Raw genomic sequence first — 23,270 nt, forward strand, 5'->3', positions numbered from 1 at the left:
CGTGAAACAGAGAGGGGTTACCTCTCTGCACCTGTAGCGCTTGTGAAATTACTTAGTGCGAAGAAATTTTTTCGTTCAGCATTTGCAGTTTGCGTTTTGCGGTTTGAACAACGCTGTCTGGCATGTTGCAATCATAATCGATTCCATGCGGGAAGAGGTGTTTGCCGATTAGTGGCTCTTCCAATTTCAGCTCTGCATGCGAATCTTCCAACTTTCCTTTCGTCACGTTGGCTTCGATACGCAGATAGTAGGTATTGCCTTTATCATCGATTTTATAATCGTATGTAGCGTGTTTGTAATCCCAGGCACCGCGGTCAAATCCGAGATCACTCATGTAGTGCTCCAGATCGGCGAAAAAGACTTCTTTGCTGCCAATCCCTGTTTCCTTGATAACCATTCTTTTTCCTCCTACAAATGGTGAGTTTTTCACTTCTTAATATAGTATCTTTTTGGAAGAAGCGCAATGCATAAGTACGGGATGTCAAGAGATCTTCAAGCTTTCACCTTTGAATGAGACTCTAAGGAGCTGGACACACTACAATCGTCTCATAGCAAAAGGAGGAGAAGTGGATGGCAAAAGTGGAAGATCGTACGTTGCGTGAAATCATGACCAAAGATGTCGCGACGGTGACACTTAAGGATAATGTGTACGAGGTTGCTTGCAAAATGCGAGACTGGAATGTTGGCGTTATCCCGGTGGTAGATGAGAAAAATGACGTGATCGGCGTGATTACAGACCGTGATATTGTCATTCGTGGACTTGCAGAGAAGCATGAGGGCTCTACTGCAACCGAGAAAGTCATGACGCGTGACATCATTCTCGGACAGCCAGGCATGACTGTCGACGAGGCTGCCAAGATCATGGCGCAGCATCAAATTCGCCGCCTTCCTGTGGTGGAGAATGGAAAGCTGGTCGGAATAGTGGCGATTGCTGACATGGCTGTCCGCCAGGTTCACCACGACGAAGCGAGCGATGCTATCCAAGAGATTTCCCAACCTAATACACACTGAGACTGTCAAGAGTGTGGCAGAGGTAGAACAAAAGGCTGTCGGACTATCCGACAGTCTATTTCTCGTTGGCCAAAAAAGATAGGGGAACCCACCTATACGTCAAGTTCTCAGCAAGGCCTATCATAAAGGTGACAAAGAGAGAAGTACCAGCTGGTAACGTAGGGAGGGAACCAAATTGGAAAGCGTCATGTATGCCCGTATTTTGACGTCCCTTACATTGGGATTTCACATTATTTTCGCGGTGCTTGGAGTAGGAATTCCTGTGCTGATCTCGATAGCAGAGTGGCTGGGTATTCGAAATAAAGATTCTCGATATACACAAATGGCAAAGCGCTGGAGCAAGGGCTTTACAGTGACAGTCGCGGTAGGTGTCGTAACCGGGACCTGTATCGGCTTGCAGCTGAGCTTATTGTGGCCAAGCTTTATGAAAACCGCAGGTGAGGCCATTGCCTTGCCGCTATTCCTGGAGACGTTTGCCTTTTTCTTTGAAGCGATTTTTCTCGGCGTCTACCTGTACACCTGGGATCAGCGCAGTCCAGGTGTTTTTCGTCACGTTAGCTGGGGTCTGGGCGCTACGCAAAGACAAACTCATCCATCGTCAGTTGGTAGTCTCGATGGGTAGCGCCATTATCGTCGGTTTGGCATCCGGCATTGTAGGGGCTGCCGGGGCATTCATTCTGGTGCCAATCATGCTAATTGTTCTTAAGATTCCAACCCGAGTTACGATTGCGTCTTCGCTTGCCATCACGTTTATATCCTCAATCGGATCGACGGTCGGAAAAGTGATGGCAGGAAATGTCTTGCTGTGGCCATCCGTTGTCATGGTGATAGCCAGTGTTTTGGCTGCTCCGCTCGGAACCATGGTCAGCAAAAAATTGAACACGAAAATACTTCAAGCCATTTTGGCGGTATTGATTCTGGGATCTACCATAAAAATTTGGACGGATCTGATGTGGTAAACAGGCAGAAGGGTTCACCAGAAGTCACCCGAGTGGTGGCTTTTGGTGCTTTTGGCATGTTCGAATCGGCATGCAAAGTGTAAAGGAGTCGTCAAGGAAACTTGAAATGTGCGAAGAAAAGTCTTAAATTAAAGATATCTATTTTTGAAATAGAGAATATCACGCCCAAATGGGTATGAGAATAGACGGTAGAAGGGGGAAGACCCAGTGGAAATAGGATTGAGCACTTTTGTAGAAACAACGCCAGATGTTGAAACGGGTGAGGTAATCACTCACGCGCAGCGTTTGCGCGAAGTCGTCGAGGAAATCATACTGGCAGATCACGTAGGGTTGGATGTCTTTGGAGTAGGGGAGCATCATCGCAAGGACTATGCTGCATCCTCACCAGCCGTTGTCCTCGCTGCTGCAGCACCGCAGACCAAAAGAATCCGTTTAACCAGTGCGGTAACCGTACTTTCTTCAGCAGACCCCGTTCGCGTATTCCAGGACTTTGCCACATTGGATGCGGTATCGAATGGACGTGCGGAGATTATGGCAGGCAGGGGTTCGTTCATTGAATCATTTCCGCTCTTTGGCTATGATTTGCAAGATTATGACGAACTGTTCGAAGAAAAGCTGGAGCTGCTGCTCAGAATACGCGATTCTGAGAAAGTGACCTGGCGTGGAGGACATCGTCCAGCGATACAAAATCTGGGGGTGTATCCGCGACCTGTTCAAAATCCTTTGCCTGTCTGGATCGGCAGCGGCGGTAGTACGGATTCGGTCATTCGTGCTGGTCTATTAGGTTTGCCCCTAGTGCTAGCGATTATTGGCGGTCGTCCCGTACAATTTGCGCCGCTAGTGGAACTGTATAAGAGGGCGGCAGCCAAAGCAGGTCATGATCCATCCAAGCTGTCAGTCGCGTCGCACTCTCATGGTTTCGTGGCGGAGGACACCAAGACGGCAGCGAATCAATTCTTCCCATCTACACAGCAAGCCATGAACGTACTGGGGCGAGAACGAGGCTGGGGTGAGTACACACGAGCCAGCTTTGATGCAGCGAGAAGCTTTGAAGGAGCGCTGTATGTAGGCGATCCCCAGACGGTTGCCGAGAAGATCATACACCTTCGCAAGCATGTCGGTATTACACGCTTTATGCTGCACGTTCCGGTCGGCACTATGCCGCATGATCAGGTCATGAAGGCGATTGAACTGCTGGGTACAGAAGTGGCTCCACGGGTACGTGAAGAAATCGCGGATTGGGAAGCGAAGCAGTAAGCATTCTCTTGAAAGCCAGAAATAAATTTTTGCATTCATACATTTAGGTATGTACATTCCCGTTACGGCAAGGTTTATGATAGGAACAGGATAAATTTTGCAAGGGAACACGGGAGGAAAAGATGCTGATCAAGGACATGGCGGCTCGCCTGCAAATCACTCCGCGAGCGATACGATATTACGAAGAAAAAGGGCTGATCAAACCAAACAAAGCCGATGAATCCGGATATCGCCATTTTACCGAAGAAGATGTCTGGAGATTGCAGACAATCATTACCTTGCGCGAAGTCGGCATGCAAATCGAAGAAATACATGATTTGATGAACAAGGTGGGGGATGAGCAAGGTAGTCTCCTTCACCATTTGGAGCTCCAGCGATCTTTTCTGTACAGTCGATGGGTCGAAATGAGCAAGCTGATCCAAACAACCGAGAAAATGATCGAACGGGTAAAAAATGATGGTGTGATGGATGCGGCTGCCTTGTACGAGCTGGCTGAAGGGAACAAACGACTGAGACAAACGAGGGACAACTGGGAAGATCGGTGGAATTTTAATGAGATGGCGGATCAGTACGACGAGATGGTCACCCGTGATCAGGAAGGCTTCAACCCGCATGAATCCTATGACGAGGTGCTGAATGCCGTCGTGGAGGGCGTGAATCCGCAGCCTGGAGAGTTGGGGTTGGAGGCAGGAATCGGAACCGGGAACCTGGCAAGTCGTTTTGTTTCAAAGGGTGTTGAGATGAGTGGATTTGATCAATCACTTCAGATGCTAAAGCGGTGCAGACAAAAACATCCGACTATCGCAACCAAGCTAGGCACTTTTTTCGCCTTCCCCTTTATGGAAAATGGTTTTGATTTTGTAGTGAGCAGCTACGCCTTGCATCATCTGACGGACGATCAAAAATGTTTGGCTCTCGCCGAATGTCGTCGCGTGTTGAAGCCAGGGGGACGTATTGTGATCGCTGACCTGATGTTCATGGACGAGTCGCATCGGGAAACGCACCTGCAGGCCTTGCGAGCGGCAAAGGACGAGGAGTCCATTCACTGCATTGAGGATGAATGGTATGCAGATCGTTCCCGATTGCTGACAGAACTTATGGCTATGGGTTTTGAGACGGAGGCAAAAGAGCTGACCCGATACGTCCATTTAATCGTGGCAAGACTCAAGTAAACATCCAACTTTTCTTTTTTGGGCTCTTCCATGCAATGACACGCGTCTAAGTTCTTGCATAGGCTGTAGCGAGAAGGGAAAGGAGGACTCCGTTATGGGTCTGTTCGACGGCTTTTTTGATCGAGATAACGAAGAGTTTCTGTGGATAATCGTAGTCGTGGTTGTGCTGCTCTTCTTCTTTAATTCCGACCGGGACTAACTGCATCGCGCATAGACAAAACGACCTCGATGTCAGGTCGTTTTTATCGTTTCTAAGTATTGACCTCGTCACTTTCTTCAACTACCCTTAAAAACAGTGCAACGCAGAGGAAGGGGTAGAATGTAGGAATGAAGCGATACCTGCTGTCATTTCTCCTGCTGGCTTTGATGACCCTGGGCGCATGCTCCAGCGACAATCAGCCAAAGCCAAACGGAGAGATTGAAGCGACGGTGAAACGAGTCATTGATGGTGATACGTTTGAACTAAGCGATGGAGAAAGAGTCCGAATGATTGGTGTAGATACGCCTGAGACGGTAAAGCCTAACTCTCCTGTAGAGCCATATGGCAAGGAGGCCAGCGACTTTACGAAAAAGCTGCTCACCGATCAAAAAGTGACGTTAATATTTGATGTGGAGCCCAGGGACAAGTACGAGCGTTTACTCGCCTATGTCTATTTGTCCGACGGTACCTTTGTGAATGAAAAATTGGTTCGAGATGGCTATGCCAGAATCATGACCATTCCCCCGAACGTCGCTTTTGCCGATCTTTTCTTGGAGGCGGAAAGGGAAGCAAGAGAGCATGATCGCGGACTATGGGGACTCGAAGACAGCAAGTCGAAAGCAAAGCCTGCCAAGGAAAAGGATGAAGCTTCGGCGGGTTCCAACCAGACTCCACAGGAACAAGCTCCGCCTGAGGGCAAGCTGATCAAAGGAAATATAAACTCCAAGGGAGAGAAAATCTATCACGTGCCAGGATCGGCCAATTACGATCGCACGCAGCCGGAAGAGTGGTTTGCCACCGAGGAAGAGGCACAGGCAGCCGGATATAGAGCTCCCAAAAGATAAATGCAGACCTTGACTTCGAATGGACGAAGCTCAAGGTTTTTTTTTTAGATAATCGCCCATCACCAGTAGGCGTAAGCAAACATATGGTAGTGTGACTGGTCAAATACCTAGTAGTTTGGAGGAGGATTTCGCCTTGTACTCACAAACCCGTGTGTACTTTCCGTATGTAAGTCCGTTCGATCCTTGTCCGCCGATCCGTGTCAAGACATTTCAGGTAAATCCGCAATTGTTTATCGGGTTTCAGCCGGAAAATCTCCCGCAATTTTCGCCGATGGAAGCCTTGAGGCATGGAGTCCTATGGCCTGCTTTGTACAGTCCATATTCAGGCCGTGGCGATCAGGAAGGATTGGAGGGTTAAGATGACAAATACACCTCAGCCCATCGATAATCGCTTTTATGAAATGCTGGAGCGACTTCAAGCCGTGGATTTCGTGCTGGTCGAACTCAATCTGTATCTGGACACACATCCAAATGATATGCAAGCGATCAACCAATACAATGAACAGGCAGAACAGCGCTGGGCGATCGCGCATGAGTTCGAAGCTCTGTACGGCCCGCTTACCAACTTTGGTCATAGCTATTCCGGATATCCTTGGCAGTGGAACCAGGTTCCCTGGCCTTGGCAAGTTTAGAAAAGAGGGTGTAGTGAGGTATGTGGATATACGAAAAAAAACTGCAATACCCGGTTCGTGTCAGCAAGTGTGACCCTCAGATGGCGAAGTTTTTGATGGAGCAGTACGGTGGAGCGGACGGGGAATTGGCAGCAGCGCTTCGCTACCTGAATCAGCGTTATACCATACCGGATAAAGTGATCGGCTTGTTGACGGATATCGGAACCGAAGAGTTTGCCCACTTGGAAATGATCGCGACGATGGTTTACAAATTGACCAAGGATGCAACCGTGGAACAGCTAGAGGCAGCAGGACTCGGTGCCCATTATGCAGCCCACGATAAAGCTCTGTTTTATGAAAATGCAGCTGGAGTACCTTGGACGGCTGCGTATATTCAAGCAAAAGGCGATCCCATTGCCGATCTTTATGAGGATATTGCCGCGGAAGAAAAGGCGCGTGCCACCTACCAGTGGCTAATCGATATGACCGACGACGTCGATTTGCAGGATAGTCTCCGATTTTTGCGGGAACGTGAAATTGTTCATTCCCTACGGTTTCGAGAAGCTGTCGAGATTTTAAAAGAAGAGCAGGATCGGAAGAAGTTTTTTTAATCAGCCAGTAGGCGCTTGCTGAACCTGGACCTCTGCTACGAATGAAGGGCTGTCAACTGGGGAAAACTGTGGGATGACTGATTTTGGAAAGGGGTCTCCCATGAAAGCCAAACGTTTTGTATTCCGGTTGATGATCTTGGTCGCTTTTGCTGCTTGTGTTGAACTGCTTCTCTATCTGAACAAGGACACGTCAGAAACAAACTCTCCTGTTCAGGCAGTAGAGGAAGCAGCTGTTCAACAGCAAACTCCCTCCTTAGACGTGAAGTATACTCTGCAACAGGATGATCTGCACCTGCAGCTTGCTGTCACCCATTTCTCCTTTTCTTTGGAGCAGATGGGAAAGGAGAATAAGGATGGACAGGGACATGTCCACTTGTATCTCGATGGCAAGAAGGTGGCGAAAATATTCGAACCGACATTTGTGCTCAAGGACATTGCTGCTGGCAAGCATGAGGTGATGGTGGAATTGGCTCATAATAACCACGAATCGTATGGCGTTTCGCAACGGTTTCAGATTGAGGTCAAACCGTAAGCGAAAAAAGCTTTCCACTGATTCCTACGTACAAAAGCCGACATCCGAAGTGCCAGATGGCGCTGCGAATGTCGGCTTTTTCTTGCTGGTTGATTATCTCATTTGAACCTTAACCTGTGCTTGCTGATCCGGTATCGCCACGACGAGCGTAGGATACGAAATCACTTGTGTTTTCATGGTACCAGATGCAGGTGCTTGAACACGAACCTTCAAGGTGTAGCTGTGCGGACCTGTCTTTTTGACCGGGTCTGCGACGAGCGAGTACCCACCGGTCGGTCTTTGGCCGGCTCCGATCACGACATAGGCTTTGCCGTGGGCACGAACGACTGTATGCCCGCCGTTCTTGCGCACTTTTTTCAAAGCTTCTTTTACAGCTGGCGGATAGGACGCAGCAGCCGTTTCATCGAAAACCATTTCAGAGGCACTCTCTTTCATCACTGGTGCAGATGGGGTAGGATGAGAAAGAGACAGGGCCGAATCTCCGACAGGTAGGGTGAGTGCAGCGGCGAGCAACAAACCGGGCAACATGGACAACATGAACATCCCTCCATTTGTTGATATTGATATTTATACGTAAAGTCGAGGTGACAGGCGTGCGCCTACAGGATACGCTGGAAAACTTGTCCGAGTCGACGCGGCAGGCCATCTTGAAAGAGCAGTCGCGTCGCTTTGACTGGACAGACAATCAGGAGCTTTTAGCTAGACTGAGCGATCCCGTGTGTATCCATCATGTGTGGGAACGTTCAAGTGAGCTGGAACGACAAGTGATCCGATTGTTTGTTCAAACAGCGACTAGAGGATTTTTTAGCAGAAAAGACTGGGAAAAGAATACAGCAGGTGAACACCGCCCTCTGCAAGCAGCTTTGACCAAGCTGCGAAGGCTTGGGCTTGTGGTGACTGTGAGAAAAATGTGGAGCGAGATTGGCTATTTGATGCCACAAGAAATTCGGGACCAGTTCACAACCTACCTGCTTCCCGACTCCGATTCGGCTCATATTACACTTTCGAAAACGCTCCCTTATTATATAACGGCTGGCAGGGGGATACAGCTGGATCTTATTGGATTGTTGCTCGCCATCCGTGACCAGGAAATTCCATTGACCCAAAAAGGCAGCGTACACCGCCGCTATCAACAAAAATTGACCGCTTCGCTTTCGCTTGGAAGTGAGCATGTGAACGGCTTGGATATACCGATTTTGCACGAAGAAGGACAAACCGGAAGAGCTTTGCTCGTCGTCCTTGACCTTGCCTGGAAGCTCGGACTTGTTCGGGAAAGCGATCGACGTCTGGTCCTGGATCAAATCAGAGTCAAACAATGGCTGAACGCAGAGCCGGCCTCGCGTTGGAAAGAGATGTACCAGATTGTCCACGATCTGTATGTGCCGACTGGAAAGTGGTGGGACACTCTGACTTACATCATGGGGAAAGTTCCCGTAGATCAGTGGTGTTCGTTGGACGAACAACTGCGCATGCTAGAAAAAGCAGGCTTTGTAATAACAGAGGATGCCGTGGATCGGATAACCAAAGAATGGCTACATTTGCTGTTGGGATTTGGCTGGATTCAGTTAGGGGTGGACGAAGAGAAGCATGTGTATTGGCGCTGGAATGCCATATCGCGTGCCGCAGAAGAGGAAGGCTGGTACGTAGATCCCGCAGGAGTCATAACCATACCGCCACTCGTTCCGATCAAAGCAATTTGGGAGGCGAGCCGTTATTGTAGCTTGCAATTCGACGGCACTTTGATCCGGGGAGACCTCCAGGAGAAAAAATTGCAAAGCTATCTGGCATCAGGCGGGAGTGAAGCACAGGTCTTGAGCTTTTTGCAGGATTATTGTGTACATCCGCTGCCAGATAGCATTGGTGAGCTGATTACGTTGTGGGCACAATCCGCTCGGCAAATTCAGCTCGAACCTTGTTATCGGGTGAGGACGGCACACGCCGGTTTTCTGACAGAATGGTTGGAGCTTGCCGATTTCAAGCCTTACCTGACCCAAATGATTTCTTCCACGGAATTTCTCGTGTCCAGAGAAGAGTACGAAGAATTGGTGGCCCTGCTTCGCCAATATGGCTATGAGCCGCATGTACTCGCTACCCATACCCATCCGGCAGCAAAAAATGGTTCGCCACAGGTAGAAGACGCACGACTTGGAATGGTTCGTGTGGAACGTCCCTGGGATGGGTACGCTGTGGAGAACACCTTTCCCGAGCAGGAAGGACAGGCACAGATATCGGCTTTGCCCAAAGTCTGGACAGGGCATCTGCAATCCTACCATTCCCAATCCTTGCGTGATTTGTTGAAGCGTGCAGCAGAATTGCAGCTGGAAGTAGAGTACCAACTGGCTGATCAGATGAAGAAGAGAGGCAAGCCAGCAGAGCTGCGCGTAGAAATGGGGTATTGGATGGTCACTTTTACGGGAGACAGCGGTAAAAATAAGCTCCGACTGGAAGAGATAGACCGAGTGCGCATTGTGGTGCCCGAATATCTGTACGAAGGTAGTTGATCGTGGTACAATCAAGGGGCATTACCTATATGATAGAAGGGAGGTCTCGCTACATGGAGTCATTGTATACAGCGGACATGACTGATCTGATCATGGAGTCCCATGAATTGTCCACGATGATCAACCAGTCTCGCGAGGTCTCGGATTATCTGCAGGCCAAGCGGCAGATGGAAGAAGACGCGGAGGTGCAAAGACTGCTTTCCGTGTTCGAAGCAAAGAAACTGCAATATGAGGATGTACAACGGTTCGGGAAATATCACCCCGATTTCAACCATATATCCAAAGAAGTACGTGAATTGAAACGGACAATCGAGCTGATGGATTCGGTTCAAGCTTTCAAACGGGCTGAAGACAGACTGGATGAACTCCTGTATCAAGTCAGCCGGACCATTGCGGATGCGGTCTCAGGAACGATCAAGGTGCCGAGCAATAACCCGTTTCTGGAAGCCAAAAGCAGTGGGTGTGGCTCGGGTGGCAGCTGCGGCTGCAGTGTGAAAAAGCACTAGCTGGTCGTAGTCTGTGAGGATGGCGATAGCCGGAGTAGGAAGCAATTCTCGCACAGATTTCCGCAGCAAAACTGTTTTTCGTCTGGTACGCGAAAGCGAAAACGATAGACGTGCCAGTGCTCGGCAGAACGGACATAGATGCACTCTGGCTTTAATTTTGTGCCAATGGACAGACGCTCTCCTGTTTCCAGCAGCTGCTGTGTCAGGCTCTGGGCAGGGAGCTGGCTGTTTACATAGAAAAATCGTTGGCCAGCATACGTTCGCCAATCACTGTTTTCGATGATCCCTTCTAGGTGAAGCCATTCCTCAAATTGCCGATAAAACGAAGCGAGCATAGGGCACGATTCCTTTCTTTTCACAGTGTTGAAACCAATTATACCATCGTTTGGGAAGGAGACTGACGACCAAACATGAGAGATCGACGACTGGGGGTTGCCGTGTGGGTTAAAAACACGCGCGCTGCCAAAAATTTACGCAAATTTGGCACCATTCACTACATCTCCAAACGCTTGCAGTACGTTTCGATGTACGTGGACGCGGATCAGATCGATGAGACCATACGGATCATGGAGAAGCTTCATTTTGTAACCAAAGTTGAGCGTTCCCACCGCCATGAAATCCCGGTGGAGTACAATAATGCAAAACCTGACAAGGCAAAGGAATACGATTATAAACAAGAGAAGAGTCAGGTAATGGCTTTGGCAGAGACGTTGATGGCAGAGGAAGATATTCAATCCAGAGTTGCTTCGACATAAGTTGTAGAATGGCTGCCATATTTCGGCAGCTTTTTTGCTTTTGATTGTCCCTGGTACATGATATGCTAAAGAGAGCTAGAAGCTAATAAGAGCGCCGATGTATGCGTTTTCAAATAAGGATATTCGACGATACCAGGAAAGGTGGGGGCTTACATATATGATTCAACTAGACATTAACTGCGATATGGCCGAATGCTTCGGCAGGGGGCGACAATCTGAGGACCTGGGGATCTTGAAATGGATCACTTCGGTCAATATTGCTTGCGGCATGCACGCTGGCGATCCACATATTATTCGACGGACGATCGATGCTGCATTGAAGCACAATGTGAAAATTGGTGCACATCCAGGCTATGCAGACCCTCATGGCTTTGGTCGACGCTCTATAAACCTGTCAGCGAATGAAGTGTACGAATTGGTTCTTTATCAGGTGGCAGCTCTTGCAGGCATGACACGTGCGCTTGGAGGCGAACTCCATCACGTCAAGCTGCACGGTGCCCTGTATAATGAAGCGGCTGAGCGCCCGGAACTGGCTGAAGCCGTTGTATCTGCCGTAGCCGATATCGATGAAGAGCTGATCCTGTACGCTTTGTCCGGCAGCAAGCTGGTGGAAGCGGGGCTGGAGCATGGCTTGCAGGTTGCGGAAGAGGTTTTTGCAGATCGTGCCTATCTTCCGAATGGAAGGCTGGCGCCACGTGAGCTGGAAGGCAGTGTCTTGATCAGCAAGGAAGAGCAGATGGAACAAACCAGACAGCTCGTCCTCCACCAGCGAGTGCTTACTGTGAACGGACAGCACATCGATCTCGCAGCCGATACGCTATGTGTGCATCATGAGAGCCATGATGTGATTTCGTATCTGATCGATTTGCATCGCTGGGCAAAGCAGCATCAAGTCCTGATTGAGCCGATCACTGCACGGTAGAATAAATATCCTACAATAAAAAAGCCGCGTAGCAAGCGATTCCTACAAGGATGGGATCAGCTTTGCTCCACGGCTTTTATTTTGTTGGATGAGCTTTCCATTATCTAGTGTCAAAATGACATCTGCCAGCTTATTGGCCTCATCTCGATCATGGGTGACCAGCAGAAAAGGAATCTTCCAGCGTTCATGCAAGCGAAGAAGCTCGTCCTGGCACTCTCTGCGCGTATCTGCATCCAGAGCGGATAGCGGTTCGTCCAGCAAAAGAATGTCTGGTTCTGTTGCCAGTGCTCTCACGAGGGCAACGCGTTGCTTTTGACCGCCAGAAAGCTGATGAGGATACTTTTGCACCAGATGATCAATTCCCACTGTAGCGAGCAGGGAGGCAAGGTGTAGACCGCTTCCCGGCTTCAATCCGTAGCGGATGTTCTGCTCCACGGTCTTGTGCGGAAAGAGCGCGTAATCCTGGAACAGATAGCCAACATTTCGTTTTTGAACGGGAAGCGGTTTTTTGCCTTGCTCATAAAAGCAGGAATCTCCCAGTTGGATGCGTCCTGAATCTGGGGTGATAAGGCCGGCAATGCTGTTGAGTATCGTCGTTTTCCCGGAACCAGATGGACCAAACAGGACCACAATTTCATCGTTCAAGCAAAATTCAATATCGAGCAGAAAATCGGGAAGTTGTTTTTGAATCGCGACAGTCAGCACCTGTGTTCACCTGCTTTACTTTTGATTTGCAAAACGACGGACATTACGACGGCTCCACCAGTTCAGCCAGAGAGTAGTCCCCATTCCGAGGGCTACGATGATGACGACCCAGAACAAGGCTTTCTCCATTTGACCTGCTTCGACAGCAAAATAGATAGCGACAGGGATTGTATCCGTTCTACCTGGCAGATATCCAGCCAGCATCAAGGTCGCTCCAAATTCGCCCAAGCCACGCGCGAACGAGAGGACGAAGCCTGCCAGCAATCCCGGCCAAGCGAGCGGGAAGACTACTGTCCAAAACAGGCGCCATTCTGAGGCACCCATCGTCCGTGCGGCATCCTCCAGCCGTCGATCCACACCGGTGAAGGCAGCGACTGCACTTTGATACATCAGAGGAAATGAGACGACGATCGAGGCGATCACTGCACCCGTCAGTGTGAAAACGACCGTAATCCCAAACCACTCGTCCAGAAGCTTGCCCAAAGGGCCATTTTTTCCAAACAATAGCAGCAGTCCAAAGCCGACCACTGTAGGCGGCAAGACGAGAGGAAGCAAAAATAAGGACTCCAGCACATGCTTGCCAAAGAAGCTTTTTTTCGTCATGAAGCGTGCAAAGAGCATCCCGAAAACAAAGACGATCAAGGTGGATACCAAAGCAACCTTCAGAGAGAGGAGCAATGGAGTCATATTGGTTTCGAGCATCGTGAAATCCACCTTTCTTCCAACGTGGGATTATTGAAAACCGTATTCACCCAGGACTTTTTTACCTTCTTCACTGGTCAGGTAGGCCAGGAAAGCTTTAGCCGCATCAGCATTCGTAGAAGCGCCAATCACTGCTCCAGGATAAACGATTGGCTTGTGCCATTCAGGCTTTGACGTAGCGAGCACTTTGACGTTCTTAGAGATGGCTGCGTCACTGGCGTAGACGACGCCCACTTCGGCATTTCCTGCTTCGACAAACGTCAATACCTGTCTCACATCACTGCCATACACAAGGCGGTCTGTGAGGGTATCCCACAGCTTCAGGTTCTCCAGTACTTCTTTGGTGTAACGGCCTGCTGGCACTGTTTCCGGAGCTCCGAGTGCAATGTGTTTCAGTGCAGGATCAGTCAGGTCTTCAAAGGAAGAAACCGCAATGGCACTGTCCTTTTCCGTGACGAGGACGAGAGAATTCCCGGAAAAATCGACCCGGGTATCTTTTAGAATCAGTTGTTTTTCATCCAGCTTATTCATGTCCTGTTGACTGGCAGAGAGGAAGAGGTCTGCAGGAGCTCCTTGCTCGATCTGCTGTGCCAATTTTCCGGAACTTCCGAAACTAAAAGTAAGCGTAACACCAGGATGGTCATTTTCATAGGTCGTTTTTAAGGAAGTGAGGGCATCGGTCAGACTGGCTGCTGCCAATACCATGAGCTCAACCTGCTGAGCTGGCGGCTGTTGTTGATTGCCTTGCTTCGCTTCTCCCTCTGGTTTTGCCTGTTGAGCAGAGCAAGCGCTCAAGAGAAGGAAAAGGGACGCAAGTAAGGTAAGTCCTATTTTTTTCAATGCCAAAACCTCCGTATGTAATAATTAGTTATAATTAAATATAACTAGATATAATTAGATTATATTATTTTGTTCACAAGAAGCAATTGCGAATTTGTTTTTAATGAACGAAAATAGAGATAAGAGAGGCGGATGACGGTCATGACACAGGACAAATCCTATACGACAGAAGAAGTCGCCAAATTGTTGCGGATATCCAAACTGACCGTATACGATTTGATAAAAAAAGGCGAGCTGCCGGCTTATCGGGTGGGCAGACAAATGCGGGTAGACGCTTCGGATTTGGATGCGTATAAGGTAAAAGCAAAAGGGGAGTACACCAAACAGGCGGCACCCGTAATGCCAGCCGCGGTTCCCCCTATCGAACAAGTGCAACGGACCGGGCAATCAACCAAGACACGAAACATCATCATCAGCGGACAGGACGTTAGCTTGGATATACTGGCGAACTATCTGGAAAAAGAAGAGAGAACCTACCGTGGGCTCCGCTCCTATGTCGGTAGCATCAACAGCTTGATCGCGATGTACATGGGCGAGGCGGATATTGTCAGCACCCATTTGTATGATGGGGAAACGGAGGAGTACAATCTTCCGTATGTGCGACGTCTTCTGTCAGGACATCGATTCGTGGTGGTCAATCTGATCTCCCGTCAAGCAGGGTTTTACATTCAAAAAGGAAATCCCAAACAGATCAACACCTGGGAAGACCTAAAAAGACCTGGCGTATATATGGTGAACCGCGAAAAAGGCTCTGGAGCTCGGACGTTGATCGAAGAAAAATTCAGGCTGCACGGAATGACCGGGCATGATGTGGCAGGCTACGAGCGGGAAGAGACGAACCACCTCGCTGTGGCAGGTGCTGTAGCACGTAAGGAAGCTGACGTAGGCATCGGCATCGAGAAGGCCTCCATGCTGGTTGGGGTTGATTTTATTCCACTGGTACGCGAGCGTTATGACCTGGTTATTTTGAAAAAAGAAGAGAATGAGCATTTGATTCAAAAAATCCTGCAGATTGTAGGTTCAATAGCATTTCAAAAAGAATTGGAAGCGATTGGCGGTTATGATCTGACGCAGACTGGCCAGATCATGTATGAGACCTGGTAGAAAGAAAGCCGGTGTCAACCCCTATATGGGGGCCACCGGCTTTTGTGTTGCATCCTTAACTGAATTTCTACTCAGTTTGATTCAGATTTGCTACAATGATGAAAGTGTGCACTTCAACATATAGCCAAAATCTCCGATAGTACAATAAGAACGCTTGCAGCCGAGCGATTTTTGGGGGCTGTTATGAAACAAATACATAAAACAAGTTTGCTGGTATGTCTTACCATTTTCGTGATGTTCAGTGCAGTGGGTGTTGTTTTCTACTGGCCTACGATCGTCTCCATGCTTTCAAGTACGACAGAAACCGTAGCCGAACAGACAGGAGTAGATCCGTTCTCCTATGATCCGCCACTGCCTTCCTATGTGAAGGATCTTCATCCCAAATATACCATTAAAGCGGAATTGAACCCTAGCGAAGCCAAAATTACCGGCAGTATGACGGTCCAGTTAGACAATCCGAAGACGGACCAGATCCATTTCTACGTGTACGATTACTTGTGGAACAAGATGACGGTCAAATCGATCCGCTACCAGGAAAAATCACTGACTTTTGAAAGAGGGACGTCCTTAATCAAGCTAGCTAACCCAATGGGGGACGTGGAGCGTGCCGAGTTCCAACTGGAATTTGAACATCCTGTACCGCGTCGAGGTACACGCTACGGGGTCAAGGACGATATTTGGACGCTTACGACCTGGTATCCGATGCTCGGTGCGCAAAATCAGCAGGGAGAATGGTACGATCCGCCGCTTCGTATTACCTTTGGCGACCCATTCGTCTACCATTACGCCGATTACGATGTCTCCTTCATCTCGCCAAAAGGGTACAAGTGGGTTAGCTCATTTGGGCAGGGGACTTCTGTAGAGCTTGATGCCAGCCGACAGGAAACGCATTATCAGGGGCAAAAATTGCTTAACTTTGCTCTAGTCGGCAGCCCTTTGTTCCATATCGAGACGATTACCTTCGAGCCTGGGCTCATGGTGGATATTGCCTCTGTGGACAAAGGCAATGTCGAGCGCATCAAGAGTATTGCAGAATCTGTATTTCCTACATACACAGAGTGGTTTGGCCCGCTGCCATACCAACATGTAGCGATTGCGGAGACAAGTACAGGGACGACTTATGCAATGGAATATGCAAATATGGCCATTTTCAAGCGGGACATGCATCAACGCAATCTGATCGATCATTGGCTGCCGCATGAAGTGGCGCATATGTGGTGGTACAACAGCATCGCAACATTGGAATCGAAGCATGGCTGGATCGATGAGGGACTGGTCGAAATCAGCGTTTTCCATTACTTGCAGGGACGATACGGTGAGCAGTCCGCTAATACTTTATTAGGAGAATATGAGCGGGATTTACAGAAGCTACGCGCTAAATACCCGGATGGAAGCCTGAGCAAAACCTTGCATGAGTTTGCCAAGGAAGAGGAATTTCATTGGACCTGGTATTCCAAAGGAGCGCTGTTGTTTGACAACCTGCGCCGCCAGATTGGTGACGATGACTACAAGAACTTCCTGAAGCGTGTACAACAGAATTATCATGGAAGCGTGATTGGAGCGGAGCATCTCGATCAGGCACTGGGACAAGCGTTGCAGGGAGAGGCCAGCTACTTTGTGCCCAATCGGACTTTGGACAACCGCGCAGCTTTTCAACCCGTGAAGGTAGAGCCATACGTCACCACGATTCTAAACGGCATGAGCTACTATCCTCCGATTCCGGCAAGGCTCAGCGGGGAGACCGTGTATATTCCGCTTCGCGATGTAGGCGAGCAGCTGGGCGTGAATATCGATTGGAGCGAAGAAGAAAAGATGATTCGCGTTCGAGCGAATAGCCGTGAAGTGCTGATCCAGGAAAAAGACCACGTGGCGACTGTCGATGGTGAAAAACTGGATCTGGGCAAGCCCCTGATGGAGATGAAAAAACGTGCGATGGTACCACTCTCCTTTTTCGAGCAGGCTCTTGGGTTTGACGTACAATACAATCCCGAGCAAAAAACAGTCAAAATTTCCAAACCTTCACCGAACAGGCGGGCGGATGCCTCATTGAAGACAGACGGTTGAATTCGAGGGAGTCGGGACAGACTAGGAATGAGGTGTCCATGCTGCAGATCATCGGCACGGGCCCAACGGCAAAGGAGGGACGCAACATGTCCTTTCAAGAGTATCTAAAGTTTTTGACCAGAATGTTTGTACAATATGTGGAGACCCCAAAGGAAGAACGGCGGCAACGGAAAGTCCCGCGGGAATCCTGGTCATCGCGCTGGTTTGGAGCGATACCGATGTCTATCAAGCTTTTGTTGCGTAAATAACGACACATCACGAATTGACGGAGGGATATCATGGCGAGAGTAGCCGTAGAACAATCGCTTTCTCCAATCAGCAAGATGTTGCGTGACAATGGTTATGAAGTGGTACCTCTCGGGAATTGGCAGCAGGAAGTCGATGCGATTGTTATCACTGGTCAGGATGTCAACGTCATGGGGATGCAAGATATTAAGAGCTCTGGCGCCCCGGTGATTAGCGCAGATGGCTTGACGACCAACGAGGTTTTTCATGAGGTCAACATTCGTTTGTCAGAAACCGAGCACCACTAGTTGTGGGCAATGGAAAAAACAAGCTCTCCACAGGTTACTCGGCGGGAGAGCTTGTTTCGTTTACGTGGAATTGTCCGACTTGATCCGCGTAGGAGAACGGAACAAACCGAAGTCCTTCATCCCAAACACCTACGTAAGGATTCTGATCATTCCACAAGTGAAGGGAGCCCACGACATACGGGGCAAGGACCTGCTCGTGGTACAGGGGCACAGTGAACGTAATGCGTGATTGTTCGGCTTGCTGCTGCCAGAGCTGTCCCCAGGTGATGCGTTTGTTTGAATAGAGCTGATGCATCCAGCCGATTTGATCAAAAGGATCTTCACTCGTTGGCTTCAAGATTCGGGTTTGCGTCAGCTGCTCCCCAGGATGGACGACTGCATCAGGGGATAGCTTGCTCATGACAGGCTCGTTGGCGTGAAAAGCTGTCGGATACATCTCACCTGTTTTTGCATTGACCATTTGCGTTGTGGGTGCAGACTGCGCGATCAGCCAATGGGAGGCAAAACCGTCATATACAGGCTCAGCGGCAACTTCTCTGGGAGCGAAGGCATCATCGAATAAAATATAGTCACCAACCCCATACTCCAGCAAAACAAATCTGGCTTGCGGCTTGGGCTCGGGTGTTTCCCCGATCACCATGTAACCAACCTGATGGCCGGACTGTTTGATGCTGACGAGCCACTGGTGTTGATTGGCGCCCAATGTCTGCACCTCGGTACGTGCATTTTGCCACTCTTTAAATTGAGGGTCCCGACTGGCTATTGCATTCATCCACTCCTGGACCTGAGCTTGGAACTGCTTGTCCCAGTTCGCTTCGCCTTGCGCCATAGCAGGATGGACTGCAAGCAATAAAGCAAACCAGGCATACAAGATCGGCAGAAAACATCTGGTCACAATCCATGCACCACCTTTTGTAAAAGGCTATCTTATTCCTATTGTAACCAGATCAGTACAAAAGATTTGTTGCAACTTGTCTTTTATGTCACACATTTTCTCGTTGATCTTTTACAGGATTCGCCCCAATCCGGGGGTGGAGTGGAGATAGAACAAGCCGGCATTGATCAGATTCACTTCAATCCGCGGTTCGTATTGCCAGGTCAGTTCGTCCATTCGACGCTGACGTTCCTCCTGTGGGGTGCTTTTTTTCCACTCTTGCTGATTGATCTCTTCGCGTGGAGTCATCGGAATCCCGTTGGCACGTAAAAAGTCGAGGATTCGTCCGCCAGAGGAACGGTATTCGTCAAAGGACGCCGTCCCGTCTTGTTCTTCGACAGGAGGGGCAGCTTCCACCTGTTCCATGGCTTGCACCGTTTCTTCGATTTCATTTTCCTCTTTCTCGATTTCTTCTTCCGCAGGCTGCTCCCTTAGAGCCAGTTCGTCATAGTAAGCCTGCAATATAGCCAATTCCTCATCCAGCCGCGATCTTGCTTCGCTAGCCCAGCTCTGATCCTCCAAATCCAGTACTCTCGAAACCTCCTGCTGGGTCATGTGGACAGCCTGCGATAGCGTAATGCGCCGATCCAAGGTATAAAAATAATCCGGAATTGCAGGCGATAATGGCAGTCGAAACAGAAAAGAGGTGAAATCATGGACGATCCTGGGCTCATGAAGATTGATCCCGAGGTACATGAGAATGTCTCGTTTCTTATCACAGAGCAGAGAAATTTTCAGGTTCAAACCTAGCCAGGGCACCAGAGGAGTGGATCGGCGAGTACCGGAGGAAGGCCATACACTCTTGGTCTGCTCATACATGCATACGAATTGTCCGTGCTTTTTTGTCGAGGCAAAGATTTGCTGCATTCGTCCTGCTCCCAGATGAATGTACTCGGCACGCATTCCATCCGGCATACGATCTGGGTGAAACGCAAATGTAAGGACCAACGGCTGGTATGCCAGATTCATTTTTTCTACCCAGCTCCAGTAAAAAGGGCGGTTGCCGATATCCTTGTCAATCTCAACAGGCAGCTTCACTGTCAAATAGTCAGGATGGGATTCTACGATATGTGCGGAAAAGGAAGCGAGGTAACGCTCCACAAATTGTCTGACCTGTTCTTGTTGCATAGCGATAACCTCCCTTCAGTTTTTGGATCAGGATCATTGATCTGCTGCTTCTGCAAGAGAGGGACTCGGTTTGGTCTGACGGATCGCCCGGATGGCTTGCCCCATGTTGTCCAGCTTGAGCGCCATCTCCCCAGAGCTTCGGGAATCCATGATAATCTGCACGAGGCTTTCTTCGAGCGACTGGCTTAGACTCAGCCTTTCCACGATGTCATCGAGCTCACCGATCACCATCTCAAATAAATCAATTTTTTCATAGAGCAGGTTCAAGATGTGTTCTTCAATCGTGCCCACTGTTGACAGGTTGTAAATATGAACATCTCTTTTTTGGCCGAGCCTGTGAACACGGCCAATTCGCTGCTCGACACGCATCGGATTCCAGGGCATGTCGTAATTGATGACTTGATTGCAAAATTGCAGGTTGATCCCTTCACCGCCAGCTTCTGTCGCGATCAAAACCTGTGCACGACTTTGGAACAGATCCGTCATCCAGTCTTTTTTGCTTCTTTTGAAGCCTCCTCGAAAGGGAACAGAGGTGATGCCGTGATCATGCAAGTATTTTTGCAAGTAATTTTGTGTGGCACGGTACTCTGTGAAAATGATCACTTTGTCGTTGATCTGCTGGATCAGCTCGACTGTTTTGGCAGCCTTGGAGTGAGTGTCGATACGTTTGATCAGCTCGACCAGCTCCATGATTTCCTGTCTCAGCGGTGAGTCTTCGGGAAGACGTTGATGCATATTATACAGCGTCATGAAGGATGCTTCCTTGCTGGAGCAGACTTCTCTCTGCAGGGTAATGAGTGCGAGAGAGTTAAAGCCGCCCGCGCCGGATCGATACTGGTCGCGAACGAAGCGGGTAACCCCCGCGTACAGGTCCATTTCTTCAGCCGTAAGCGAAATAGGTATGGATTGAACACGACGGCTGGTAAAATGGATGCCTCCATCACTGCGTTTGTTGCGAATCATCACTTTTTCAATCTCTGTTCGCAAAGCGTCGTTGTTTTTCGCCTGGCGTTTTCCTTCTACATAATTGGAGGCAAAAGAAGACGTATGGCCCAAATGCCCAGGCTTGAGCAAATTGATTAAGTTGTACAGCTCGTCCATTTCATTCTGAATAGGTGTAGCAGTCAGGAGCAGGCAGTACTTTTTCCGGACTTCTTTGACGAACTGGTAATTGCGGGTTCGTTTGTTTTTGAGCTTGTGAGCTTCGTCGATGATCAGCATGTCGTACTCGATATCCGTTACGTGCCGACGATGCGGGTCGCGTTTTGCCGTATCGATTGAGGCAACGACGACATCGTGCTGGCGCCACATGTATTCTTTTTTTTGTGCAACGGCAGGAATGCCAAATTTCTGATTCAATTCCTTGGTCCATTGGATGACCAGCGAGGCAGGGACCAGGATCAATATTTTTTTTGCCAACCCGCGCACCATGTATTCTTTCATGATCAGGCCGGCTTCGATGGTTTTGCCCAACCCTACTTCGTCAGCGAGGATGGCACGTCCGCGCATGTCGTTGAGGACACGCTCTGCCGTCTCCATTTGATGAGGGTAAGGGGTGAGCTGTGGCAAGTACTTCAAGCATTGCAGCTGGTCAAAGTCTCGTACAGCCATGGCTTCTTCAGCTTCCAAAGCGAGCTTGAACAGTTCCAACTTGTCCCAAGGCCCGTCCTCATGCATCCGCTCTGTCAGGGGATTGATCCAGTGGGTATCGAATGAAACAGGAACATTCGGCATAATGGTTTCTCCTTTTTGCAGCTTTGCCATATCTTTCATTTCACCACCATAAAACACAAACGTTTGAAAGGTACTCTATGATTTCGTTAAGATTTTTAATAGTTGATGTGGAAATGTATGTTTTCAAGTGCGAACTCTCATGGTAGGATAAAGGAGAAGTTCATCTCTTAGTATGGAATCATATGAAGAACTTATGTATGGCCAAATATCCAACGCGAATGATAGTAGCAGGGAGAGACTGCTTGCACAGCAGCGCCGAAGGAGCAAGCCGGAAACGGTGAATCTCTCAGGCAAAAGTACCTCTACTGGACGCAACTCTGGAGAGAGCTCGAATGAGCCACCAAAGGGGAAACTTGCAGGCGGACAATAGCTGTTCGCCATGCATGCAAGGTAACTCTCAGGTACCAAGGACAGGGGAGGAGAAATGGGCGCCAGCTTTTTGGTGTTCCCATTTCTTCTTCCCTGTCTTTCTTTCTTTATTTTTTTGAAGTAATGAAGGTATAACTCACGGAGGTGCCATTCATGTCTGATTTGAAACGAACGCCGCTATTCGCCAGCTATACCAAGTACGGTGGCAAAACGATCGACTTCGGTGGTTGGGAGCTGCCAGTACAGTTTTCAAGCATTACACAAGAGCACGAGGCAGTTCGAACAAAGGCAGGTCTGTTTGACGTTTCCCACATGGGAGAAGTCGAAGTAAGAGGAGACAAGGCACTCGACTATCTCCAGTACATGACGACCAACGACGTATCCAAGCTGGCTGTTGGCCAAGCGCAATACAGCGTGCTGTGCTACCCCGATGGCGGCACCGTAGACGATCTGCTGGTGTACAAATATGCAGACGACCATTATTTGTTGGTGATTAACGCAGGGAATATTGACAAGGATGTCGCCTGGATGCAGGAGCACCTGATGGAAGGTGTAACCCTTCAAAACATTTCACAGGAGACCGCGCAGCTGGCAATACAGGGTCCGCTCGCAGAATCCATTTTGCAAAAACTGACAGAGACAGATCTATCGCAAATCGGCTTCTTCCGTTTTGAACGGGACGTGCTCGTAGATGGCGTACCAGCATTGGTTTCCCGCAGCGGTTATACCGGTGAGGACGGATTTGAGATCTACATGCAGGCAGACAAAGTCGCACAGCTGTGGGATCGCCTGCTGGAAGTAGGAAAAGAAGACGGATTGATCCCGTGCGGATTGGGAGCGCGCGACACCTTGCGCTTTGAAGCCAAACTGCCCCTCTACGGTCAGGAGCTGAGCCAAGGGATTACGCCAATCGAAGCGGGAATCGGCTTTGCGGTCAAGGTAGACAAGGCAGTGCCTTTCATCGGTCAGGAAGTATTGAAGGCGCAAAAAGAAAACGGTCCAGCACGCAAGCTGGTAGGCATCGAGATGATCGATCGAGGAATCCCGCGCAGTCATTACCCAGTGTTTTCAGGGGATGAACAGATCGGGGAAGTCACGACAGGGACGCAATCGCCGACACTGAAAAAGAATGTGGGTCTCGCGCTGGTGAAGAGTGAATATGCTGCGCTTGGCACATCATTGGATGTAGAGATTCGTGGCAAACGCCTCAAGGCGGAAGTTGTTCCAGCGCCATTTTACAAACGCCCCAAAAACGGATAGCACTCAAACTACCATC

At 49.2% G+C, this 23,270-nt stretch carries 26 protein-coding genes, 2 pseudogenes and 2 riboswitches; of the genes and pseudogenes, 19 read left to right on the plus strand and 9 right to left on the minus strand.

Annotated features, from left to right (window positions below):
- Positions 1-52: 52 nt before the first annotated feature.
- Complete coding sequence (locus JZI27_RS01745; protein ID WP_122908493.1) at positions 53-397, minus strand: YugN family protein; 345 nt, start codon at positions 395-397, stop codon at positions 53-55.
- A 173-nt stretch (positions 398-570) separates the two neighbouring features.
- On the opposite strand from JZI27_RS01745, the gene JZI27_RS01750 reads away from it, so the two are divergent.
- From JZI27_RS01750 to JZI27_RS01795, 10 genes and pseudogenes are all read left to right on the plus strand, one after another.
- On the plus strand, positions 571-1,011 hold the full coding sequence (locus tag JZI27_RS01750) for a CBS domain-containing protein (protein ID WP_251244269.1): 441 nt from the start codon (positions 571-573) through the stop codon (positions 1,009-1,011).
- Positions 1,012-1,198: 187 nt separating this feature from the next.
- A pseudogene (locus JZI27_RS01755) lies at positions 1,199-1,540 on the plus strand (cytochrome ubiquinol oxidase subunit I); the annotation flags it as partial.
- Positions 1,533-1,970: pseudogene (locus JZI27_RS01760) on the plus strand (sulfite exporter TauE/SafE family protein); the annotation flags it as partial. The pseudogenes JZI27_RS01755 and JZI27_RS01760, both read left to right, overlap by 8 nt.
- A 207-nt stretch (positions 1,971-2,177) precedes the next feature.
- The gene (locus tag JZI27_RS01765; protein WP_251244268.1) at positions 2,178-3,227 is read left to right on the plus strand and encodes an LLM class flavin-dependent oxidoreductase; all 1,050 of its coding nucleotides are present in this window, start codon (positions 2,178-2,180) and stop codon (positions 3,225-3,227) included.
- A gap of 122 nt (positions 3,228-3,349) precedes the next feature.
- Positions 3,350-4,399: a MerR family transcriptional regulator gene (locus JZI27_RS01770; RefSeq protein WP_122908483.1), complete on the plus strand. Its 1,050-nt coding sequence runs from the start codon at positions 3,350-3,352 to the stop codon at positions 4,397-4,399.
- Positions 4,400-4,726: 327 nt separating this feature from the next.
- Positions 4,727-5,443: a thermonuclease family protein gene (locus JZI27_RS01775; protein ID WP_122908482.1), complete on the plus strand. Its 717-nt coding sequence runs from the start codon at positions 4,727-4,729 to the stop codon at positions 5,441-5,443.
- Positions 5,444-5,576: 133 nt separating this feature from the next.
- On the plus strand, positions 5,577-5,801 hold the full coding sequence (locus tag JZI27_RS01780) for a spore coat associated protein CotJA (RefSeq protein ID WP_280206497.1): 225 nt from the start codon (positions 5,577-5,579) through the stop codon (positions 5,799-5,801).
- Position 5,802: 1 nt separating this feature from the next.
- Positions 5,803-6,075, plus strand: a complete 273-nt coding sequence (locus JZI27_RS01785) for a spore coat protein CotJB (protein WP_122908480.1) — start codon at positions 5,803-5,805, stop codon at positions 6,073-6,075.
- Positions 6,076-6,095: 20 nt separating this feature from the next.
- A complete protein-coding gene (locus tag JZI27_RS01790; protein WP_122908479.1) occupies positions 6,096-6,665 on the plus strand; it encodes a manganese catalase family protein in 570 nt (189 codons plus the stop codon).
- 100 nt (positions 6,666-6,765) lie between these two features.
- Positions 6,766-7,197: a hypothetical protein gene (locus JZI27_RS01795; RefSeq protein ID WP_122908478.1), complete on the plus strand. Its 432-nt coding sequence runs from the start codon at positions 6,766-6,768 to the stop codon at positions 7,195-7,197.
- Between the two features lie 93 nt (positions 7,198-7,290).
- Here the strand turns inward: JZI27_RS01795 and JZI27_RS01800 are convergent, their stop codons facing one another.
- The gene (locus tag JZI27_RS01800; protein ID WP_122908477.1) at positions 7,291-7,734 is read right to left on the minus strand and encodes a protease complex subunit PrcB family protein; all 444 of its coding nucleotides are present in this window, start codon (positions 7,732-7,734) and stop codon (positions 7,291-7,293) included.
- A 56-nt stretch (positions 7,735-7,790) separates the two neighbouring features.
- Between JZI27_RS01800 and JZI27_RS01805 the strand changes: the two genes are divergently transcribed.
- Positions 7,791-9,698 carry a hypothetical protein gene (locus JZI27_RS01805; protein ID WP_280206501.1) on the plus strand — a complete coding sequence of 636 codons (1,908 nt, stop codon included), beginning with the start codon at positions 7,791-7,793 and terminating at the stop codon, positions 9,696-9,698.
- A 53-nt stretch (positions 9,699-9,751) separates the two neighbouring features.
- Positions 9,752-10,204 carry a YlbF/YmcA family competence regulator gene (locus JZI27_RS01810; RefSeq protein WP_122908475.1) on the plus strand — a complete coding sequence of 151 codons (453 nt, stop codon included), beginning with the start codon at positions 9,752-9,754 and terminating at the stop codon, positions 10,202-10,204.
- On the opposite strand, the gene JZI27_RS01815 is transcribed toward JZI27_RS01810, so the two are convergent.
- Positions 10,201-10,539 (minus strand): hypothetical protein, encoded by a 339-nt coding sequence (locus JZI27_RS01815; RefSeq protein WP_280206504.1) that lies wholly within the window; start codon positions 10,537-10,539, stop codon positions 10,201-10,203. The two genes, JZI27_RS01810 and JZI27_RS01815, sit on opposite strands and share 4 nt — an antisense overlap.
- A gap of 75 nt (positions 10,540-10,614) precedes the next feature.
- Here JZI27_RS01815 and JZI27_RS01820 point away from each other — a divergent pair, with 75 nt between their 5' ends.
- Positions 10,615-10,959, plus strand: coding sequence for a YlbG family protein (locus JZI27_RS01820; protein WP_122908473.1), 345 nt, complete (start codon positions 10,615-10,617; stop codon positions 10,957-10,959).
- Between the two features lie 157 nt (positions 10,960-11,116).
- Complete coding sequence (locus JZI27_RS01825) at positions 11,117-11,881, plus strand: 5-oxoprolinase subunit PxpA (protein ID WP_122908472.1); 765 nt, start codon at positions 11,117-11,119, stop codon at positions 11,879-11,881.
- Between the two features lie 42 nt (positions 11,882-11,923).
- Here JZI27_RS01825 and JZI27_RS01830 read toward each other — a convergent pair whose 3' ends face one another.
- From JZI27_RS01830 to modA, 3 genes are read right to left on the minus strand one after another with little or no spacing between them, the layout of a single operon-like run.
- Complete coding sequence (locus JZI27_RS01830) at positions 11,924-12,586, minus strand: ABC transporter ATP-binding protein (protein ID WP_280206509.1); 663 nt, start codon at positions 12,584-12,586, stop codon at positions 11,924-11,926.
- 15 nt (positions 12,587-12,601) lie between these two features.
- Positions 12,602-13,288 carry a molybdate ABC transporter permease subunit gene (modB, locus tag JZI27_RS01835; protein ID WP_280206511.1) on the minus strand — a complete coding sequence of 229 codons (687 nt, stop codon included), beginning with the start codon at positions 13,286-13,288 and terminating at the stop codon, positions 12,602-12,604.
- 30 nt (positions 13,289-13,318) lie between these two features.
- The gene (gene modA / locus JZI27_RS01840) at positions 13,319-14,128 is read right to left on the minus strand and encodes a molybdate ABC transporter substrate-binding protein (protein ID WP_280206514.1); all 810 of its coding nucleotides are present in this window, start codon (positions 14,126-14,128) and stop codon (positions 13,319-13,321) included.
- A 141-nt stretch (positions 14,129-14,269) separates the two neighbouring features.
- On the opposite strand from modA, the gene JZI27_RS01845 reads away from it, so the two are divergent.
- The 4 genes from JZI27_RS01845 to JZI27_RS01860 all read left to right on the plus strand — a co-directional run bounded on the left by JZI27_RS01845 (position 14,270) and on the right by JZI27_RS01860 (position 17,829).
- Positions 14,270-15,232 (plus strand): helix-turn-helix transcriptional regulator, encoded by a 963-nt coding sequence (locus JZI27_RS01845; protein ID WP_122908555.1) that lies wholly within the window; start codon positions 14,270-14,272, stop codon positions 15,230-15,232.
- A gap of 183 nt (positions 15,233-15,415) precedes the next feature.
- Positions 15,416-17,296: a stalk domain-containing protein gene (locus tag JZI27_RS01850; protein WP_280206516.1), complete on the plus strand. Its 1,881-nt coding sequence runs from the start codon at positions 15,416-15,418 to the stop codon at positions 17,294-17,296.
- An 86-nt stretch (positions 17,297-17,382) separates the two neighbouring features.
- The gene (locus JZI27_RS01855; RefSeq protein ID WP_122908554.1) at positions 17,383-17,544 is read left to right on the plus strand and encodes a YqzE family protein; all 162 of its coding nucleotides are present in this window, start codon (positions 17,383-17,385) and stop codon (positions 17,542-17,544) included.
- Positions 17,545-17,574: 30 nt separating this feature from the next.
- Complete coding sequence (locus JZI27_RS01860) at positions 17,575-17,829, plus strand: YkuS family protein (RefSeq protein ID WP_122908467.1); 255 nt, start codon at positions 17,575-17,577, stop codon at positions 17,827-17,829.
- Between the two features lie 34 nt (positions 17,830-17,863).
- On the opposite strand, the gene JZI27_RS01865 is transcribed toward JZI27_RS01860, so the two are convergent.
- From JZI27_RS01865 to JZI27_RS01875, 3 genes are all read right to left on the minus strand, one after another.
- On the minus strand, positions 17,864-18,724 hold the full coding sequence (locus JZI27_RS01865) for a hypothetical protein (RefSeq protein ID WP_251244255.1): 861 nt from the start codon (positions 18,722-18,724) through the stop codon (positions 17,864-17,866).
- A 111-nt stretch (positions 18,725-18,835) separates the two neighbouring features.
- Positions 18,836-19,891 carry a YqhG family protein gene (locus tag JZI27_RS01870; RefSeq protein ID WP_280206521.1) on the minus strand — a complete coding sequence of 352 codons (1,056 nt, stop codon included), beginning with the start codon at positions 19,889-19,891 and terminating at the stop codon, positions 18,836-18,838.
- Between the two features lie 33 nt (positions 19,892-19,924).
- Positions 19,925-21,625 carry a DEAD/DEAH box helicase gene (locus tag JZI27_RS01875; protein ID WP_280206777.1) on the minus strand — a complete coding sequence of 567 codons (1,701 nt, stop codon included), beginning with the start codon at positions 21,623-21,625 and terminating at the stop codon, positions 19,925-19,927.
- Positions 21,626-21,843: 218 nt separating this feature from the next.
- Positions 21,844-21,937: riboswitch (glycine riboswitch) on the plus strand.
- Positions 21,938-22,049, plus strand: a riboswitch (glycine riboswitch). It begins immediately after the preceding riboswitch.
- Between the two features lie 98 nt (positions 22,050-22,147).
- Here JZI27_RS01875 and gcvT point away from each other — a divergent pair.
- Positions 22,148-23,254, plus strand: coding sequence for a glycine cleavage system aminomethyltransferase GcvT (gene gcvT, locus JZI27_RS01880; protein ID WP_280206523.1), 1,107 nt, complete (start codon positions 22,148-22,150; stop codon positions 23,252-23,254).
- The last annotated feature ends 16 nt before the right edge of the window (positions 23,255-23,270 follow it).

This window comes from Brevibacillus sp. AY1 (genome assembly GCF_029870785.1).
Taxonomy (GTDB): Bacteria; Bacillota; Bacilli; order Brevibacillales; family Brevibacillaceae; genus Brevibacillus; species Brevibacillus invocatus.